16 protein-coding genes are annotated in these 18,157 nt (G+C 53.7%); 14 read left to right on the forward strand and 2 right to left on the reverse strand.

What is annotated here, in order from left to right:
• Nucleotides 1-13 precede the first annotated feature (13 nt).
• The 8 genes from E2L00_RS09280 to E2L00_RS09315 all read left to right on the forward strand — a co-directional run bounded on the left by E2L00_RS09280 (nucleotide 14) and on the right by E2L00_RS09315 (nucleotide 7,226).
• Nucleotides 14-883 (forward strand): fumarylacetoacetate hydrolase family protein, encoded by an 870-nt coding sequence (locus E2L00_RS09280; RefSeq protein WP_167610242.1) that lies wholly within the window; start codon nucleotides 14-16, stop codon nucleotides 881-883.
• Nucleotides 884-887: 4 nt separating this feature from the next.
• The gene (citC, locus tag E2L00_RS09285; RefSeq protein WP_167610245.1) at nucleotides 888-1,931 is read left to right on the forward strand and encodes a [citrate (pro-3S)-lyase] ligase; all 1,044 of its coding nucleotides are present in this window, start codon (nucleotides 888-890) and stop codon (nucleotides 1,929-1,931) included.
• Between the two features lie 22 nt (nucleotides 1,932-1,953).
• Nucleotides 1,954-2,247 carry a citrate lyase acyl carrier protein gene (gene citD, locus E2L00_RS09290; RefSeq protein ID WP_167610248.1) on the forward strand — a complete coding sequence of 98 codons (294 nt, stop codon included), beginning with the start codon at nucleotides 1,954-1,956 and terminating at the stop codon, nucleotides 2,245-2,247.
• Nucleotides 2,244-3,119 (forward strand): citrate (pro-3S)-lyase subunit beta, encoded by an 876-nt coding sequence (gene citE, locus E2L00_RS09295; protein WP_167610251.1) that lies wholly within the window; start codon nucleotides 2,244-2,246, stop codon nucleotides 3,117-3,119. Before citD ends, citE begins: the two co-directional genes overlap by 4 nt.
• A 10-nt stretch (nucleotides 3,120-3,129) precedes the next feature.
• Nucleotides 3,130-4,653: a citrate lyase subunit alpha gene (gene citF, locus E2L00_RS09300; protein ID WP_167610254.1), complete on the forward strand. Its 1,524-nt coding sequence runs from the start codon at nucleotides 3,130-3,132 to the stop codon at nucleotides 4,651-4,653.
• 6 nt (nucleotides 4,654-4,659) lie between these two features.
• Nucleotides 4,660-5,199, forward strand: coding sequence for a citrate lyase holo-[acyl-carrier protein] synthase (citX, locus tag E2L00_RS09305; protein ID WP_167610257.1), 540 nt, complete (start codon nucleotides 4,660-4,662; stop codon nucleotides 5,197-5,199).
• A complete protein-coding gene (citG, locus tag E2L00_RS09310) occupies nucleotides 5,177-6,022 on the forward strand; it encodes a triphosphoribosyl-dephospho-CoA synthase CitG (RefSeq protein ID WP_167610260.1) in 846 nt (281 codons plus the stop codon). Before citX ends, citG begins: the two co-directional genes overlap by 23 nt.
• A gap of 172 nt (nucleotides 6,023-6,194) precedes the next feature.
• Entirely contained in the window at nucleotides 6,195-7,226 is a 1,032-nt protein-coding gene (locus tag E2L00_RS09315) for an NADP-dependent oxidoreductase (protein ID WP_167610263.1), read from the forward strand.
• A gap of 21 nt (nucleotides 7,227-7,247) precedes the next feature.
• Here E2L00_RS09315 and E2L00_RS09320 read toward each other — a convergent pair whose 3' ends face one another.
• Nucleotides 7,248-8,261 carry a LacI family DNA-binding transcriptional regulator gene (locus E2L00_RS09320; RefSeq protein WP_167610266.1) on the reverse strand — a complete coding sequence of 338 codons (1,014 nt, stop codon included), beginning with the start codon at nucleotides 8,259-8,261 and terminating at the stop codon, nucleotides 7,248-7,250.
• 192 nt (nucleotides 8,262-8,453) lie between these two features.
• Here E2L00_RS09320 and ascF point away from each other — a divergent pair, with 192 nt between their 5' ends.
• Nucleotides 8,454-9,902 (forward strand): PTS cellobiose/arbutin/salicin transporter subunit IIBC, encoded by a 1,449-nt coding sequence (gene ascF, locus E2L00_RS09325; RefSeq protein ID WP_167610269.1) that lies wholly within the window; start codon nucleotides 8,454-8,456, stop codon nucleotides 9,900-9,902.
• A gap of 13 nt (nucleotides 9,903-9,915) precedes the next feature.
• Nucleotides 9,916-11,346 (forward strand): 6-phospho-beta-glucosidase, encoded by a 1,431-nt coding sequence (locus tag E2L00_RS09330; RefSeq protein ID WP_167610272.1) that lies wholly within the window; start codon nucleotides 9,916-9,918, stop codon nucleotides 11,344-11,346.
• A gap of 315 nt (nucleotides 11,347-11,661) precedes the next feature.
• On the opposite strand, the gene E2L00_RS09335 is transcribed toward E2L00_RS09330, so the two are convergent.
• Complete coding sequence (locus E2L00_RS09335; RefSeq protein ID WP_201279375.1) at nucleotides 11,662-12,720, reverse strand: adenosylhomocysteinase; 1,059 nt, start codon at nucleotides 12,718-12,720, stop codon at nucleotides 11,662-11,664.
• A 1,445-nt stretch (nucleotides 12,721-14,165) separates the two neighbouring features.
• On the opposite strand from E2L00_RS09335, the gene E2L00_RS09340 reads away from it, so the two are divergent.
• From E2L00_RS09340 to E2L00_RS09355, 4 genes are all read left to right on the forward strand, one after another.
• Complete coding sequence (locus tag E2L00_RS09340; protein ID WP_167610275.1) at nucleotides 14,166-14,426, forward strand: hypothetical protein; 261 nt, start codon at nucleotides 14,166-14,168, stop codon at nucleotides 14,424-14,426.
• Between the two features lie 150 nt (nucleotides 14,427-14,576).
• Nucleotides 14,577-15,239, forward strand: a complete 663-nt coding sequence (locus E2L00_RS09345; protein WP_275940755.1) for a YjbF family lipoprotein — start codon at nucleotides 14,577-14,579, stop codon at nucleotides 15,237-15,239.
• Entirely contained in the window at nucleotides 15,236-15,982 is a 747-nt protein-coding gene (locus E2L00_RS09350) for a capsule biosynthesis GfcC family protein (RefSeq protein WP_236127712.1), read from the forward strand. Before E2L00_RS09345 ends, E2L00_RS09350 begins: the two co-directional genes overlap by 4 nt.
• Nucleotides 15,982-18,075 carry a YjbH domain-containing protein gene (locus E2L00_RS09355; protein WP_420808841.1) on the forward strand — a complete coding sequence of 698 codons (2,094 nt, stop codon included), beginning with the start codon at nucleotides 15,982-15,984 and terminating at the stop codon, nucleotides 18,073-18,075. The genes E2L00_RS09350 and E2L00_RS09355 overlap by 1 nt, the downstream gene beginning before the upstream one ends.
• Nucleotides 18,076-18,157 lie beyond the last annotated feature (82 nt).

Here is an 18,157-nt window from a genome sequence, read left to right on the forward strand (position 1 = left end):
ATCAGGACGTGTTATGAAACTCGCGAGTTATTTATTACAGGGTCAACGCAGCTACGGCGTGGTCATGCCGGAAGGCATCATAGACCTCGGTCGCCGATTAGGCTCCCGCTATGCGGATTTAAAAGCGCTGTTAGCGGCGGATGCGTTGGATGAAGTTAAACCGTTTCTCAAATTCGGCGTGGATCACGATATTCATCGGGTGACGTATCTGCCGGTGATCGAATCCCCGGAGAAGATTCTTTGCGTCGGCATGAACTATGCCGACAAGCGTAAAGAATTCGATCAGCACAACCCGGCCCCAACGCTGTTTGTGCGCTTCGCAGATTCTCAGACCGGACACAACAGCCCGGTCATCAAACCGCAGCATTCCTGTGAATTTGATTATGAAGGAGAACTGGCGGTAATTATCGGCAAAGGCGGGGTAAATATCGCTGCCGCTGATGCCCTGAGCCACGTAGCCGGTTATAGCTGCTACATGGACGGTTCGGTGCGCGACTGGCAGCACACCTGGTTCACCGCCGGGAAAAACTGGCCGCAAACCGGAGCATTCGGCCCCTGGATGACCACCGCCGACGAGATTAGCGATCCGCATAATCTGGCGATACGCACGTGGCTGAATGGACGCATGGTACAGGAAGACAACACCAGCAGCATGATCCATAAAGTTGCGGATCTGATCGAATACATCAGCACTTTCACCTCGCTGAACGCGGGCGATGTGATCATCACCGGATCGCCGGGAGGGGTCGGTAAGAAACGCACCCCGCCGCTGTTTATGAAGCCGGGGGATCGCATTGAAGTGGAGATCGAACGCATTGGTCACCTTAGTAATGTGATCGTCGAGGCGCGAGCGCCGCAAACGATTCACGCGGCGGCGCATTAATTCTATGTATCAGCACAATCCCATCGACTTTATTACGATCGATCCCGTACGTCAGCCGGAAGACCTGGCGGAGATCCGCAGTTTGCTGGGTCGCAACCAGCTCGGTACGGATACTGATATACAGCTATTTGTGGCCGGTCGGGTAGGAAGAAAGATCGTGGGATGTGCAGGACTGGCGTGGCGCACCGTCAAGTGCGTAGCGGTGGACGAGACATGGCGCGGTGAAAACCTTAGCGCCCGGTTGCTTGAAGAAATACAGCACATTGCGCTGGAGCGCGGGCATGCGCATCTGTTTTTGTTTACCCGTCCGTACAATCTCGAACGCTTCCGACAGAGCGGTTTTTGGCCGCTGGTGCAGGTGGATGAAACGGCGGTGCTAATGGAGAACACCCCTATCGGTATCAGCCGCTACTGCGCCGGGCTGGAAAAACTGCGCAAGCCCGGCAATCGTATTGGTTCGGTGGTGATGAACGCTAATCCGTTTACACACGGTCATCGCTGGCTGGTGGAACAGGCGGCGGAACGCTGTGACTGGCTGCATCTGTTTGTGGTGCACGAAGACGCTTCATTTTTTCCCTTCGAGGAACGGTGGCAGATGGTCCGCCAGGGAGTGGCGCATTTACCGAACGTTATCGTACATCCTGGTTCCGACTATCTGATTTCTCGGGCCACCTTTCCGGGCTATTTCCTGAAAGATAGCGGGATTATCGATCGGACCTGGATCGCTATGGATTTAATGATTTTTCGTGACTATGTCGGCCCGGCGCTTGGCATCACCCATCGCTTTGTCGGCAGCGAACCATTCTGCGCCGTCACGCGGCAATACAACCAGGCAATGCGCTACTGGCTGGAGGCACAGCACTACCACTGCGCTGCCTCGCTACAGGTAGTGGAGCTACCGCGTAAATGCCACGAAGCCGGAAGAGCGATTTCCGCCTCCGAAGTGCGCGCGTTACTCAAGAGCCGGCAAATGGCTCGTATCCGGGAAATTGTTCCCGAAAGTACTTTCAGCCATCTGCAACAGCACTATGCGCTGGAGATGGCATAATTTTTGACCAGGACAACGCCTTATGAGAATCGTTAAGGAAGCTTTAGCCGGCACGGTCGAATCCAGCGATCTGCTGGTAAGGATCTCGCCCGCTGAAGGTGAATTTAGCCTTGTTATTCATAGCGAAGTACAAAAGCAGTTCGGCGAGCAGATTCGCCGCGTGGCACAGCAAACTCTACAACAGCTTGATGTGAAGGAAGGAATTTTCGTGCTTGAAGATAAAGGGGCCCTGGATTGTGTGATCCGCGCCCGTCTGCAAAGCGCCGTTTTGCGAGCCGCCAGCGTCGAACAGATTGACTGGGAAAAACTACAATGAAAAAACTCCGTCGCAGCATGTTATTCCTGCCTGGCGCGAATGCCGCCATGCTCTCAACCGCTTTTATCTATCGCCCCGACTCCATCATGTTCGATCTGGAGGACGCGGTTGCCCTACGCGAGAAGGATAGCGCCCGCGTACTGGTATTCCATGCGCTACAGCATCCGATGTATCGCGATATCGAAACCGTAGTGCGCATCAACCCGCTAAATACGCCGTTTGGTCTGGCAGATCTTGAAGCCGTCGTGCGTGCCGGTGTGGATGTGGTACGCCTGCCGAAAACCGATACGCCGGAAGATATTTATCTGCTTGAGACCCATCTGGAGCGTATTGAAAAAGAGTGTGGCCGCGAGCCGGGCTCCACCAAATTGATGGCCGCGATTGAGTCTGCCGTCGGGGTAATTAACGCGGTAGCGATTGCCCGCTCTTCTCCACGCCTGATTGGTATCGCCCTGGCGGCCTTCGATTATGTGATGGATATGCAAACCGAGCGCGGCGATGGCACTGAACTTTTCTATGCCCGCTGTGCCGTACTGCACGCTGCCCGCGCTGTTGGAATCGACGCTTTTGACGTGGTGTGGTCGGACGTTAACAACGAAACGGGATTCCTGCGCGAAGTGGAGCTGATCCGCAAGATGGGGTTCAACGGAAAATCTTTGATCAATCCGCGGCAGATTGAGTTGCTGCACAACGCTTATGCACCAACCCAGGAAGAAGTGGACTACGCCCAAAGCGTGATTATCGCTGCTGAAGAAGGCGAACGCAACGGACTGGGTGTGGTGTCACTCAACGGCAAAATGATCGACGCGCCGATCATTAACCATGCGCAGGTGGTGCTTGTACGCGCTGCGGCTTCAGGCGTGCGTCGCTAAGGATAACGCAATGAATAACATGACTGAAATTTTACATCTCGACTATCCACACCTTGCTCATTTACAGGTCTTTGAAAGCGCTCATCATCTCACACCCTGGCTGGCGGACGTTGAGGAGAAGAAAAATCGCAAGCTGTGCGAAACCCTGGAGCAGGCCATTGCCCGCTGCGGTTTACGGGATGGTATGACTATTTCTTTTCATCATGCGTTTCGCGAAGGCGATCGGGTGATTAACCATGTGGTAACGACACTGGCAGACCTTGGGTTTAAAAATCTTACTCTCGCTTCCAGTTCGCTGATGACCTGCAACGATGCGCTGATCGAGCACATCCGTTCAGGCGTGATTACCCGCATTTATACTTCAGGAATGCGTGGCAGGCTGGCGGATGCTATCTCGCACGGCCTGATGGAAGAGCCGGTGCAAATCCACTCCCACGGCGGACGCGTCAAGCTGCTGCAAGATGGCGAATTAACTATTGATGTCTCGTTCCTCGGCGTGCCGTGCAGCGATGAATTCGGTAACGCCAATGGTACGCAAGGTAAATCCTGCTGTGGGTCGCTGGGTTACGCTAAAGTAGACGCCCATTTTGCCCGTAAAGTAGTGTTGCTGACCGAAGAGCTGGTGCCTTTTCCCAATATGCCCGCCAGCCTGATACAGGACGAAGTGGACTATATCGTGAAAGTCGATACCGTCGGCGATCCGACAAAAATCAGCGTTGGCGCCGCGCGCGTTACCAGCAACCCGCGTGAACTGATGATTGCCCGGGCGGCGGCCGAAGTGATTGAACATTCTGGTTACTTTCGTAACGGCTTCTCCATGCAGACCGGATCGGGAGCCGCAGCTACCGCCTGCACGCGATTTATGGAAGAGAAGATGGAACGCAACGGCGTTATTGCTCGCTTCGCCCTCGGCGGCATTACCGGCAGCCTGGTAGATCTGCATGAAAAGGGGCTGATCGAAAAGCTGCTCGATACTCAGAGCTTCGATGGTCAGGCAGCGGCTTCGCTGGCGCGTAACCCTAATCATATAGAGATTTCCACTAACGTTTATGCCAACCCTGTAGCTAAAGGTACAAGCTGCGATCGGCTCGATGTGGTGATCCTCAGCGCGCTGGAGATCGATCTCGATTTTAACGTCAATGTGATCACCGGCTCGGATGGCGTGATACGCGGCGCTTCTGGTGGACATTGCGATGTGGCGAGTGCGGCCAACCTGACGATTGTGGTCGCGCCGTTGCTGCGCACCCGGATCCCAACGGTAGTGAAACAGGTTACGACCCGCGTGACGCCGGGAGAAAGCATAGACGTGCTGGTAACCGACCACGGTATTGCGGTTAATCCAGCACGCCCGGAGATCCGCGAACGCCTACTAACGGCTGGACTGAATGTGATGGATATTGAAGTACTGTATCAGCGGGCGATTGCCCTTAGCGGGGAGCCAAAACCTATTGAATTCACCCGGCGCATTGTCGGGGTGATTCGCTACCGCGACGGTAGCGTAATTGATGTGGTGCGTCAGATAAAAGAGGAGTAGGTCACGATGAGCGAAGCGCTGGTGGACGTTGAAGGTATTATGCTGGAAACCTTGCTGGAGGCGAAAGAGCGTCGGGCCTGCCGGCAGAATAGCTGGCTGATGAAGCATCAGCAGCCGGTCATCTCTCTGACGCTAGTAACGCCCGGCCCGGTGAAAGACAGTATTCGCTACCGTAACTGCATGGCGGTGGCTATACAGGCCTGCGACCAGTTGCTCTGGCAACGTTGCTGGCCGGTGCTGGAACGCCAGGTGCTGTGGCTGCCAACCGGCGCGGAGGCGCTATGGAGCGTGGCGCATTCTGCCGCTGAAATAAAAGCAGCGACGGTCGCGCTGGAGCAAAAGCATCCGCTCGGACGACTGTGGGATATGGATGTGGTTTGCCCGGATCGTGGACCTGTGGGGCGACATTCGCTGGATCGGCCCGGGCGACGCTGTCTATTGTGCGACGAACCGGCTCACGCCTGCGCTCGTTCGCGTCGCCATCCGCTGGATGAGGTTATCCAACGCGTGGAGGGTCTGATCGATGGCTGGTTTGCCAGGGATTAGCTTTGCTGCTGTCTCCTCTTTAAGCGTACCGGAGCTGGCGCAGCAGGCGCTGTGGGAAGAAGTTTGGCTGACGCCGAAGCCGGGGCTGGTAGACAGCGCCAATAACGGCTCGCATCGCGATATGAATTTGGCACTGTTTCAGAAAAGCATTGCCGCCATTTCACCCTGGTTTAGCGTTTTTCATGCGCTGGGACTGGAACATGTGGAACGCGGGACGAGCGAACTGCTGCGCCTGATTCGTCCGGCAGGCATTGCCTGCGAACAGGCGATGTATCAGGCAACCGGCGGAGTGAATACCCATAAGGGCGGCATTTTCTCGCTCAGTCTGTTGTGCACCGCCGCCGGGCGTCTGAAGGGGCAGGGAAAGGTTATTAATACCTCAACGCTGTGCGCGGCAGTCGGTAAAATTTGCAACGGGCTAGTAGAAAGAGAGTTGACAGGCGCCCGCAGGGCATCAACCGTTGGCGAAAGGCTCTATCAACAATTTGGCCTGACCGGGGCGAGAGGCGAAGCTGAAAGCGGTTTTCTGACTGTGCGTCAGCATGTGCTGCCTTACTGGTTTGAAGAAACCGATCCGCAGCGCCGTTTACTGACTGCTCTGCTGCGGCTGATGGCGCACAACCCGGACACCAATCTGGTTTCGCGTGGTGGGCTAACAGGGTTGCGCTACGTTCAGCGCTACGCCGCGCGGTTACTGAAACAAGGCTGGACCGTGGAGGATATGCGCGAAATGGATGCTAATCTGATTGCCCGTAATCTCAGTCCCGGCGGAAGCGCAGATTTGCTGGCGGTGAGCTGCATTCTGACCGGGGTGGAAGGATAATCTGTTTTCGGCGTCGGTAGATTCTTCCCCCCGCCCCATAAAACGCGGGCTCTGAATCGGCATACCTTGCCGACAAGCTTAAACATGGGCGTATTCCGCACAAATTTTATCTTCCATCGCGAATTTTTTGTCTAGTCTGGGAGTTTAACACCTTAAGATTAAGGAGTTCGTTATGACGCAGTCGTCCCGGATTAACCGCCGCTTTGTGCTGGCGAAGCGCCCTGAGGGTATGCCAACCAGTGAAGATATCGTGCTGCGGGAAGAAGATGTCCCGCAGCCTGCGAAGGGCCAGATGCTGTTGCGCACGCTTTATCTTTCCCTCGACCCGTATATGCGCGGACGCATGGATGATGCAGAATCTTACTCTGCGCCGTTAGGCATCGGCGATACGATGGTTGGCGGCACCGTCTGCCGGGTTGAGACATCCGAACATCCTGATTATAAGCAGGGCGATCTGGTGCTGGCTTACACCGGCTGGCAGGATTATGCGCTCTCTGACGGCGAAGGGCTGCAAAAGCTGGACGCTAATATGAGCCATCCTTCTTATGCGCTTGGTCTGCTGGGGATGCCTGGATTTACCGGCTATATGGGGCTGACGGACATTGGGAACCCGCAGAAAGGGGAAACCGTTGTCGTGGCAGCAGCCAGCGGGGCGGTGGGCTCCGTCGTGGGCCAGGTGGCGAAATTACGCGGCGCCAGAATTGTGGGGATTGCCGGTGGCGAGGATAAATGCCGCTATGTGACTGAGACGCTTAAGTTCGACGCCTGTATCGATCATAAAGCGCCGGAATTTGCAGAACAGCTTAAAAAGGCCTGCCCGCAGGGCATCGACGTCTATTTTGAAAGCGTTGGCGGGGCGGTGTTTGATGCGGTGCTGCCTTTGCTGAATACCAAAGCGCGCGTTCCGGTGTGCGGCATGATCAGCCAGTACAACGGGCAGAACAGCGCTTTTACCGAGGACCGCTTGCCGCTGTTGATGGGTAAAATCCTCAAAAAACGCCTGCGCGTGCAGGGTTTCATCATCTCTCAGGACTACGGCGATCGTTATCCAGAATTCTATGAGCAGATGAGCCGGTGGCTTAGTGAAGGTAAAATCCAGTTCCGCGAGGATGTTGTCGATGGCCTGGAAAACGTCGTTGAGGCGTTCCGTGGGCTGCTGAGCGGCAAAAACTTCGGCAAGCTGATAATAAAAGTCGCCGAATAACCTGTTAAAAACGATGGGCTTTTATTTAAAAGGCCCATCGTCGATGGAATCACGCACCAGCAAATCTGACGTAAAAATATTCTCTTTAGATATATAGCCGCCGTCTAACATGGAAATTAAACGGTTAATCACTTCACCCATCATCTCGCTTACCGGATCTTTTACGCTTGCAAGGGACGGGGTCAGATAAGATGCGGTAGGTATATTATCAAAACCAATAACGGACACGGCTTCAGGTATCTGTATAGCGGACTCGTTTAATTTTTTCATCGCACCGATGGCCATATCATCATTGCTGGCAACGATGGCGCTGTAACTTATCTGATTATTAATCAGTGATTCCACAGCAGAAAATCCGCTGGCTGGCGTCCATTTTCCCGGCACGATAAGATTATCCTGCAAGGCAATGCCGAATGTCCGCAACGCGTCTTTATAGCCCGAAAGACGCTCAATCGCCGTCGGCGAGTCCATCGAACCGGTAATAAAAGCGATTTCCCGGTGGCCACGTTGAATAAGATATTTTGTGGCGTTAAAACTGGCGCCTTGGTGATCGCAGCAAATACAGTGGCTGTGGTGCTTCCTGAGTTTTCTGTTCACCACCATAATAGGCTGCTTGTGCTGTTCGATAATATCGTCCATTTCATCCGGGGTTAAAAATCGCGGATAAATAATTATCGCATCGCATTGTAAATCCAGCAGAAACTCTATGGCTTCCCGCTCTTCCCGGGCGCTGTGTTTGCCGTCCATCAGAATAAGCTGGCGGCCGTTGGCTTCTAATTTTTTTGCCGCCTGGGTCAGAATTTCACTGAAATAGTTGCCGTTATAAAGCGTATTGGTGACGACCAGGCCAATGCACTGGGATGCATTGCTCGCCAGTTTCCTTGCCAGCAGATTTGGACGGTAGCCGGTTTCTTCAATTGCCTGATATACCTGCTTTTTCGTCGCTTCGCTAACGTATCCTTTACCGGACAATACTCTTGATACGGTAGCTTTTGAAACGCCTGCTTTCCTTGCCACTTCCAGCATTGTCGACATAGAGAATTCCTGGTTCCTTAAAATTGGCCTTATTTTACACGCAGGGCTTGATGCGGCAACATCGCGTTATTCGTCCGCTTATGGCGATCTTCATCACAAAAATTTAATAATGATTTTTTTTTGATTGCTATGTTTATTCAATATTAACACTCTTGTGTGGAACCGGTTACCTACACTTGAGAACTGTTAAATATGTCTAAAGATTATACGGCAGTATCACGATCGATAGTCGATGCCCTCGGTGGAGGCAGTAACATTGCGGCCGTCACGCACTGCATGACGCGTTTACGCTTTGTCCTGAATGATGATGCCGTCGTTGATGCCGCAAAACTGAAGTCCATCAGCGGCGTGCTGGGCGTAGTCAGAAATGAAAAACAGTGCCAGGTGATTATCGGTAACACGGTTTCACAGGCTTACGCCGAAGTGCTGAAGCTGCTGCCGGAAAGCGCGGTAGGCGAAAAACCCGTTCCTGAAAAAGGAAAGATCACGCTAAAGCGTATCGGCGCAGGCATTCTGGACGCGCTGATCGGCACCATGTCGCCGCTGATCCCGGCGATCATTGGCGGGTCAATGGTTAAATTGCTCGCCATGATGCTGGACATGACCGGCGTCTTTGAAAAGGGTTCCTCCACACTTGTCATCCTTAACCTGATTGGCGACGGGGCTTTCTTCTTCCTGCCGGTGATGGTTGCGGCTTCCGCAGCTCTTAAATTCAAAACTAACATGTCGCTGGCTATCGCCATTGCCGGGGTGCTGGTTCATCCGAACTTTGTTGATTTAATGGCTAAGGCTGCGCAGGGCCAGCCCGTTGAATTTATGGGCCTTTCCGTTACGGCGGTCAAATACACCTATACGGTGATCCCTGCGCTGGTGATGACGTGGCTGCTTTCGTACATAGAGCGCTGGGTCGATAAAATCACTCCGGCGGTGACGAAAAATTTCCTTAAGCCAATGCTGATCGTGCTGATTTCCGCGCCGATCGCTATCTTATTAATTGGCCCGCTGGGGATCTGGATCGGCAGCGGTATCTCCGCGCTGGTTTACACCGTTCACAGCTATCTTGGCTGGCTGTCCGTGGCGATTATGGGCGGGCTGTGGCCGCTGCTGGTGATGACCGGCATGCACCGCGTCTTTACCCCGACTATTATTCAGACCATCGCTGAAACTGGCAAAGAAGGCATGGTTATGCCCTCGGAAATTGGCGCCAACCTGTCGCTGGGCGGTTCATCTCTGGCGGTGGCCTGGAAAACTAAAAACCCGGAGCTGCGCCAGACCGCGCTTGCGGCAGCGGCGTCAGCTATCGTTGCCGGGATTTCAGAACCTGCGCTTTATGGCGTGGCTATACGTCTGAAACGTCCGCTCGTGGCGGCATTAATCAGCGGTTTTGTCTGCGGCGGCGTCGCTGGCGTTGCTGGCCTTGCGAGCCATTCAATGGCGGCGCCAGGGCTGTTTACCAGCGTGCAGTTTTTTGATCCATCCAATCCGATGACCATCGTCTGGGTATTTGGCGTGATGGCGCTTGCCGTCGTGCTCTCCTTCATCCTCACGCTGGTGCTGGGATTTGAAGATATCCCGCTGGAAAATCAGGAAAAAGAACGGGTGCCCGTTACCGACGTGCAACAGAACGTACAAGTTAATTAAAAAGAGGTATTTCATGGCCGAATCAATTTTCCCCGCCGACTTTTTATGGGGTGGGGCGCTTGCGGCAAACCAGGCCGAAGGGGCCTGGCTGGAAGGCGGTAAAGGCATGACGACGGTGGATATGATCCCTCACGGCAAAGCGCGCCTGGCGGTAAAACTGGGCCAGGAAAAGCGCTTTGCGCTGCGTGACGATGAATTTTATCCCAGCCACCAGGCTATCGATTTTTACCATCGTTATAAAGATGATATCGCCCTGATGGCGGAAATGGGCTTTACCGTCTTCCGTACTTCTATTGCCTGGAGCCGCATCTTCCCCAACGGGGACGAGACGGTGCCAAACGCAGAAGGCATCGCGTTTTATCGTGATGTATTCAGCGAATGTAAAAAACACGGTATTGAGCCGCTGGTCACGCTGTGCCACTTCGATGTGCCGATGCATCTGGTGCGTGAATATGGCTCCTGGCGCAACCGTAAAGTGGTTGAGTTTTTCACTCATTATGCCCGCACCTGTTTTGAAGCCTTTGACGGGCTGGTGAAATACTGGCTGACGTTTAATGAAATCAACATCCTGCTGCATAGCCCGTTCTCCGGTGCTGGCCTGGTGTTTGAGAAGGACGATAATCAGGAGCAGGTGAAGTACCAGGCTGCGCATCACGAGCTTGTCGCAAGCGCGCTGGCCACTAAAATCGCCCATGAAATCAATCCGGAAAATCAGGTGGGCTGCATGCTGGCGGGCGGGAATTTCTATCCGTGGTCGTGCAAGCCGGAAGACGTGTGGGCCGCGCTGGAAAAAGATCGCGAGAACCTGTTCTTTATCGACGTACAGGCGCGCGGCAACTATCCGTCTTATACCAGACGTTTGTTTAAAGAGAAGGGCATTACCGTTGAGATGCTGCCGGGCGATGCGGAAATCCTGAAAAACACCGTCGACTTTGTCTCCTTCAGCTATTACGCCTCGCGCTGTGCGTCAGCGGAAATGAACGAGCAGAACAGCAACGCGGCGAATATCGTGAAATCCCTGAAAAACCCACACATTCAGGCTAGCGAATGGGGCTGGGGCATCGATCCGCTGGGGTTGCGCATCACCATGAATATGATGTACGACCGCTACCAGAAGCCGCTGTTCCTTGTGGAAAATGGCCTGGGCGCGAAAGACGAAATTAACGAGCAGGGCGAAATTGAAGATGATTACCGTATCAGCTACCTGCGCGAACATATTTTAGCGATGAGTGAAGCAATAGAAGACGGTGTTCCGGTTATCGGCTATACCTCGTGGGGCTGTATCGATCTGGTTTCCGCTTCGACTGGCGAGATGAGCAAGCGCTACGGTTTTGTCTACGTTGACCGCGACGACCAGGGGAATGGCTCGCTGGAGCGCACCCGTAAGAAATCGTTCTGGTGGTATAAGAAGGTTATTGCAAGTAACGGGGCGGATTTAGGGTAAGAAGTAGCAGCAACACAGCTGGTAATGAAAGCGGTATTTGCACCGACACCATTGCCAGCCAGCGCTTATATCCAGAACGACGCCCGCGTTGTATCCGGCATCCGGGCCGACGAGGATAGCGACAGCCGACCCGTTATCATGGCTGCCTGCGGATTAACGACGCTCTCGCTGCGGCCGGTGAAACATAGCATACGGCAGGCAGGCTGCCGTATGGGTTCAGGTAAAAACGTTATTCCGCAATGGCCCGTCCTGAAAAGTGTCAACCTGTATCAGGACCAGTCATGCGTCCCGCCGGCATATTGTAAGTCCGGGAGTTTACAGCGCCTTTTCCCAGACGTGTTTCGGCAATAAATAGACGGCTTTCTCTGCTTCCTGCCCGGCGGTCACAATATGTTTGATACCGCTTGCCATTACGGCCAGGGTGACATCAAAGGCGTTCAGGCTGTCGCCGAATCCGGCGGTCAGATTCAGCATGGAGCCGTTTGCCATCAAATAAAGAGTCTTGCCATTTAGCCGGTAGGCGTTAATAAACGGCATTACTTCTTCATGCGGATATTGCTTCAGGTATTCACAGTCGATCTCTTCAGCGACATGGCCTACGTTGAGCACAAACACACCGTCCTTCGCGTTATCCAGCACGGCCGCGCTAACAACTTTCTTCGCGCCGGTTGCGGTAGCGATAACATCCGTCGTGGCAATGGCTTCATGAATATCGACCAGGTGCCAGCCATCGTAGGCGGCCTGCAGGCGGCGAGCGGGATCGAGTTCCGCAACCATTACCTGTCCGCCATAGGCTTTTGCCGCAGCGGCAACGCCCTGGCCTACCAGGCCGTAGCCAATCACCAGCACTTTCTTTTCATGCAGCGTCAGGTGAGTGGTCTGGAAGAAGGTCTGCCAGGCGGTCAGCCCTACCATATGGCGGTTGTGTAGCCCTTCTTTTACCGGCAAATCATCCCAGTTAAAAATAGGGTAGCCAGGGCGCAGATCGGCAAGACGATTTACGCCAGAACCGGTTGCTTCGAGGCAGGCAACGACATCACCGAACTCACCGCGCTGATGCAACAAAGTGGTGATATCTGCCCCCATTTCACACAGGTGCGTGGGACGCCAGGCAATCGCTTGTTCCCATGAATCTCGCCAGTCGGCATCGCCCATATTGCGCCATGCGCAGGCTTCGGCTCCCGCCGCGATCAGGTAAGTGACAACATCATCCTGCACGGTAGTCGGATTACAGGTGGTGAGAAAGACTTTGGCATTTTTCTTCAGCAGGCCTTCCACCAGAGGAATCATCTTCAGATCGAGGTGCATGTTGCAGGCCAGACGCACGTGGCTCAGGTCGGGGAGTGCCTCAATCTGCTTCAAAGTACGAACCATATGGCGGCAGGACCACGCAATCTGTTTTTTAAACGTTTCATTCTGGATAGTCACAGGCTTACCTTATCCTTTGTTTTATATGTATTTTTATGAAAAGAAGAATCTTTTAATGGTGCCTGAGAATAGCAAAATGAGGTGAGATTGTTAACCGACCCAGCAGAGATACTGAGGAGCTGAAACCAAAAAAGCCACTTCGTTAAAAGTGGCTTAATCATACGATCTTAAAGCTAAAATTTGGCGGTCCCTGCTGGGCTTGAACCAGGGCCAGGCGATTACGGGTCATAAAATGGCATGCTTTTAATTGATCGTCATTGGTGATTAGCACCGAGCAAGGTTAACCAGGCGGATGCTGTCGCCGTCTCTCATCGTCATTTTGTTCCTCTCTCTATTTGCGTTAATTATTTCGCCTCTCTGGTTGTTTTTTAATCTGTTAAAAGTGCCTTCGGTTGAAGAAAGCATTTTGTATTGAAATAGCAATAAATAATGCTTAATGCAGAAACGAACATGCGCATTTAATGGCTACGGCTGTTAGCATGAAATGGAGATTGTTATATTTCTTCTTGCCACATGAACTATATCTGTCATGGTATTCCGAATTCAGATAACCGACCGTTGTTAACAGACGACCCCACTCTCTTTTCCCGTTACGAATAGCAGAGTCAGAAGCAGAACAGAAGGGATAAAAGCAATATTATCGGAAATGCCACGAAATGCTAAAAAAGTATGTTGGGACCAGTAACGTTCTTAGGAACAATATCCATGGATATTCTCTACCTTGTGCTTTCCCATCTCGCTATCCGCTTATATCATGCGTGTACTTTTTTTATCCACATTTGGACAAAAAATAAGCGTTTATAATCTGTTTCTTTATATTAATATATTTATATCAATGAGTTACGAATTAAATTGGCCTATTATCCTTATGGGTTTTATGGTTAAAAATTGTGTCGTTTTTAGTTAAATAACGTTGTCTTTTCTGCTTTTAGGATTTATCCTACCCCGCAAAGAATGGTTATGCCAGCGTTGTACATAGGGATATGTAATTCTTGCCAGACGTGTATTTTACGCGTCCTCTTTATATCCTTTTTGTCTGGCTAAATTACCATCACATATTAATAAGCCCGGCATTATTAACGTGAATCATTTTGAATAATCCGTCATTCAGCAGCGAATTGACTGCATCATACAAAGGCGGTAACAGCAGTAATATTCGCTGTTTGTGACTGAATACCCGTCGCGTACTTTCAATCACCGTTAATGAGACGGCGCGTTTTACGCGGGGGCGGGGCCAGACGGGTCGGCGCGCCTTTCTGAAAGACGATGAAGCTGCGGTAGCGCGATGATTTCCCGGGCTCTGGCCCGGGATTCAGCCAGGGCATAACGCCCACTGTCATTACCTGTATTACAGGTGATCTTCTAGTCCATTCATTGAATGAGGAACGTAAATGAAAAAGACGCTTTGTGCAGTTCTCGCTGCGCTGACGTTGGTCGGAATTAATCCGGCTTTCGCCGCACCGGCAGCAACCGGTACCGGCGCCAGCGCCATTACTACCGGTGGTGCAGCAACGGGTGCGATTGGTGCCGCTACTGTAGTCAGCGTGGCGGCGGTTGCCGGCCTCGCTGCTCTGGCGGTAGCTGCTGCTAACGATAATGGCGATGGTTCTAAAAGTGGAACCGGTACCACAACCACCACAGTGACCCGCTAATGTCTGGCCGGGACGCCGTCTCAGGCATGCTGCCCTACAGGGCGAAGTAGTTCAAACCCGGTGGCGATGTTTGCCCCGGGTATTTAGATTTTGAAATCGCGGCCTGACCTGACGTCGCCGCAATGACTTTATTTCAGTGGTAAGTTGATTATGCGTAAGGGATTTCTGACGCGTACCGCGATCGCGATGTTGGCCGGCCTGCTCCTGCAAGGGTGTACTCCAGGCCAGCAGAGTATGGTGGATACCTTCAGCACGGTCGTTACCGGCGATCGGGACATTACGGTGCCAGATGCGCAGATTGCGGCGCTACCGTACTCGACGATGTATTTGCGTCTGAACGGCGGCCAGCGAATTTTCGTCGTGCTGGGCTACATCGGGCAGGACCAAAGCAAATGGTTGTCCCAGGACGGTGCGATGGTGGTAACCCGTAACGGACGTTTGATGAAAACCGTCAACCTTCATTACAACCTGCTGAACATAACTGCGACGACACCGGATCCCTTACTGCACGCAAATTCCCTGACGGCAGGAACGACCTGGCAGCGGGTAATTCAATGGACCGAAGAGGGTCACTACCGCGCCGCTACGCTGAAGTCAAGCTTTGAACCGGCAGGCAGCGAGGTGCTGAACATCGCCGGACAGGCAGTACCCTGCCAGGTGTGGCATGAAAACGTTGAAAGCACCGCTCCGGCAAGATCCTGGCGTAACACCTTTTGGATCGATACCCGCACCAGCCAGGTAAGGCAGAGCCAACAAATGCTTGGAGCAGGAGTCTTTCCTGTGGAATTCACAACCCTGAAACCAGCCCCATGAAAAGCCTGAAATATATTCTGCTGAGCGCCGTTATGCTTGCGTTCAGTGGCCATGCCCTGGCGGACAGCATAGTCACCGTACACGACACCCGCAACGGCCATGAACGGTTCATTAAGCAAGCGCAGACGCTGGCGCAGCTCGTCACCGAACCGTCGCTAATAGACAGTGTCTGGTGGCCTGGAGCTCTGATTGCGATGCCGTCGGCATCGATGCAGGCCCAGGCGCAATATCAGGCGGCGATGAAGCAGCTGGCGGCGTGGAAAGCTCAGGCCGTTCCGCAGCAGGCCGCCACTATTGCGGCGGTGGAAGCGCAGATGCGCACGGTGCGTGTAGCGGGGCGGCAGTTTGTCAGTCTTGACCCCGATGTCGTCCGGCTGAACGCCGCTCATAATCTGCAACTGACGGGTGATTACACGCTGTGGGTCGGCGGGCGTCCCGATACCGTCACCGTGATGGGCGCGCTGGACGGTGCCGGACCGCAACCGTGGCAAGCGGGTAAATCAATACGACAGTATTTGCAAGGTCATGCGCGGCTGGCGGGCGCAGATAAGAACGTTGCGGTGGTGATTCGTCCGGACGGCAGCACGCAGACAGCTCCGGTCGCGTACTGGAACTCGCGCCATATCGAGGCTGAACCCGGCAGCCTTATCTGGGTGGGTTTTTCCTCCTGGGCGTTGCCGCGTGAATTTGCGTCACTCAATGAACATCTGATTTCTGTTTTGACCCGCCGGATCCCTGACTGATGCGTAAAACCTTTATTTTAAGCTGCCTCGCTGCCGCGATTTCCAGCGTCTGTCACGCCGACGTGCTGACGTACCCGGATCCGATTGGTCCGTCGCAGTCTGACTTCGGTGGTACCGGGCTGCTGCAGATGCCGACAGCCCGTATCGCTCGTGAAGGGGAGTTCAGCCTCAACTACCGCGACAACGATCAGTATCGTTTTTACTCCACTTCTATTGCATTATTTCCATGGCTGGAAGGGACGATTCGTTACACTGATGTTCGCACCCGCAAATACAGTGGAAACACCGATTTCAGCGGTGACCAGACCTACAAAGACAAATCCTTCGATTTTAAAGTCCGGCTCTGGGAAGAAGGCTACTGGCTGCCGCAGGTGGCGTTCGGTAAACGGGACATTGCCGGAACCGGGCTATTTGACAGCGAATATCTGGCCGCCAGTAAACAAACAGGACCTCTTGATTTCACGGTCGGGATGGCCTGGGGTTACTCAGGCAACAGCGGAAACGTCACCAACCCGTTCTGCCGTGCCAGCGATAAATACTGTACCCGCGCGCAGTCGCACGATGCCGGGGATATCAGTTTTTCCGATATGTTCCGCGGCCCAGCGGCACTGTATGCCGGAATGGAATACCAGACGCCATGGCAGCCGCTGCGCCTGAAGATTGAGTATGACGGCAACGATTACCAAGATGAATTTTCCGGGCCCGTTACGCAGTCCAGCCACGTGAATGTGGGCGCGATTTACCGTGCAGCCGACTGGGCGGATGTGAACCTGAGCTACGAACGTGGCAATACCCTGATGTTCGGCGTGACTCTGCGCACCAACTTTAATGATTTGCGTCCGGCGCTGCGTGACAATCCGCGCCCGGCGTACCGCGGATCGGCGAAAGGCGATACGCTGCAATACACCGCCGCCGCTACCGCCCTGACCGAACTGAAATACAACGCCGGATTTGCCGAGCCGGAAATCCAGCAGCGTGGCCGCACGCTATACATGCACGGCGAGCAGTACCGTTATCGCGATTCACGCGAAGGGGTAACTCGTGCGAATACAATTCTGTTAAATGCGCTGCCGGACAATATTGATACCCTCAGCGTTACCCAAATCCGCAATCACCTGCCACAGGTGACGACCGAAACCGATGTGGCTAGCCTGCGCCGCGAGCAGGAAGGTGTGCCGCTGGGGCAGACGGCGACTGTGATCCAGCGCCGCGTCGATCCGGTCGATACGTCCGGATGGGGCCACGGTTACCGCATCCGGCCTGACCGTTTCAGCTACTCGTTTTCGCCGACCCTCGCCCAGTCGCTGGGCGGTCCGGAAGATTTCTACATGTATCAACTGGGTGTGCTGGCAAGCGCCAACTACTGGCTGACCGACAACCTGCTGTTGGATGGCGGCCTGTTTTTCAATGTGAAGAACAATTACGACAAGTTTAAATCGTCGGCGTTGCCGGCGGACTCCACGCTGCCGCGCGTGCGCACGCATGTGCGGGATTACGTTGAGAACGACAACTACGTCAACAACTTACAGGGGAACTACGTCGGCTATCTCGGCAACGGGTTCTACGGTCAAATGTATGGCGGTTACCTTGAAACGATGTACGGCGGTGTGGGTGCTGAAGTGCTGTATCGCCCGCTGGATGCCAGTTGGGCGCTCGGCGTGGATGCGAACTACGTCAAACAGCGCGACTGGAACAACATGATGCGCTTTACCGACTATTCCGCGCCGACCGGCTTCCTGACGGCGTACTGGAATCCACCGCAGCTAAATAGCGTGTTGATGAAACTTAGCGTCGGGCAGTACCTCGCAAAAGACAAGGGGGCGACCCTTGATGTGGCGAAACGCTTTGACAGCGGTATGACCGTTGGGATCTGGGCGGCCGTTACTAACGTATCTAAAGACGATTACGGTGAAGGCGGCTTCAGTAAAGGGTTCTATATTTCGATTCCATTCGATCTGATGACCATTTCGCCCAACCGCAATCATTCGTTGATTACCTGGTCGCCGCTGACCCGTGACGGCGGCCAGATGCTGGGCCGTAAATACCAATTGTATGGCATGACCGCCGAGCGCGAAATGCCGGTTGGGCAGTAATGCTCCTTTTAGCCTGAGTCCACGGCGCCATGCTGCGCCGACGCCCCGACAACGGACGCGTCGGCCAGTAACGACCGTGAGT

The organism is Cedecea colo (assembly GCF_011808225.1).
Taxonomy (GTDB): domain Bacteria; phylum Pseudomonadota; class Gammaproteobacteria; order Enterobacterales; family Enterobacteriaceae; genus Dryocola; species Dryocola colo.

What these genes read in the sequence shown, in the direction of transcription:
- E2L00_RS09280 (WP_167610242.1), top strand. Translation starts at nt 14, where the DNA reads ATGAAACTCGCGAGTTATTTATTACAGGGTCAACGCAGCTACGGCGTG.
- citC (WP_167610245.1), top strand. Translation starts at nt 888, where the DNA reads ATGTATCAGCACAATCCCATCGACTTTATTACGATCGATCCCGTACGT.
- citD (WP_167610248.1), top strand. Translation starts at nt 1,954, where the DNA reads ATGAGAATCGTTAAGGAAGCTTTAGCCGGCACGGTCGAATCCAGCGAT.
- citE (WP_167610251.1), top strand. Translation starts at nt 2,244, where the DNA reads ATGAAAAAACTCCGTCGCAGCATGTTATTCCTGCCTGGCGCGAATGCC.
- citF (WP_167610254.1), top strand. Translation starts at nt 3,130, where the DNA reads ATGAATAACATGACTGAAATTTTACATCTCGACTATCCACACCTTGCT.
- citX (WP_167610257.1), top strand. Translation starts at nt 4,660, where the DNA reads ATGAGCGAAGCGCTGGTGGACGTTGAAGGTATTATGCTGGAAACCTTG.
- citG (WP_167610260.1), top strand. Translation starts at nt 5,177, where the DNA reads ATGGCTGGTTTGCCAGGGATTAGCTTTGCTGCTGTCTCCTCTTTAAGC.
- E2L00_RS09315 (WP_167610263.1), top strand. Translation starts at nt 6,195, where the DNA reads ATGACGCAGTCGTCCCGGATTAACCGCCGCTTTGTGCTGGCGAAGCGC.
- E2L00_RS09320 (WP_167610266.1), bottom strand. Translation starts at nt 8,261, where the DNA reads ATGTCGACAATGCTGGAAGTGGCAAGGAAAGCAGGCGTTTCAAAAGCT.
- ascF (WP_167610269.1), top strand. Translation starts at nt 8,454, where the DNA reads ATGTCTAAAGATTATACGGCAGTATCACGATCGATAGTCGATGCCCTC.
- E2L00_RS09330 (WP_167610272.1), top strand. Translation starts at nt 9,916, where the DNA reads ATGGCCGAATCAATTTTCCCCGCCGACTTTTTATGGGGTGGGGCGCTT.
- E2L00_RS09335 (WP_201279375.1), bottom strand. Translation starts at nt 12,720, where the DNA reads ATGGTTCGTACTTTGAAGCAGATTGAGGCACTCCCCGACCTGAGCCAC.
- E2L00_RS09340 (WP_167610275.1), top strand. Translation starts at nt 14,166, where the DNA reads ATGAAAAAGACGCTTTGTGCAGTTCTCGCTGCGCTGACGTTGGTCGGA.
- E2L00_RS09345 (WP_275940755.1), top strand. Translation starts at nt 14,577, where the DNA reads ATGCGTAAGGGATTTCTGACGCGTACCGCGATCGCGATGTTGGCCGGC.
- E2L00_RS09350 (WP_236127712.1), top strand. Translation starts at nt 15,236, where the DNA reads ATGAAAAGCCTGAAATATATTCTGCTGAGCGCCGTTATGCTTGCGTTC.
- E2L00_RS09355 (WP_420808841.1), top strand. Translation starts at nt 15,982, where the DNA reads ATGCGTAAAACCTTTATTTTAAGCTGCCTCGCTGCCGCGATTTCCAGC.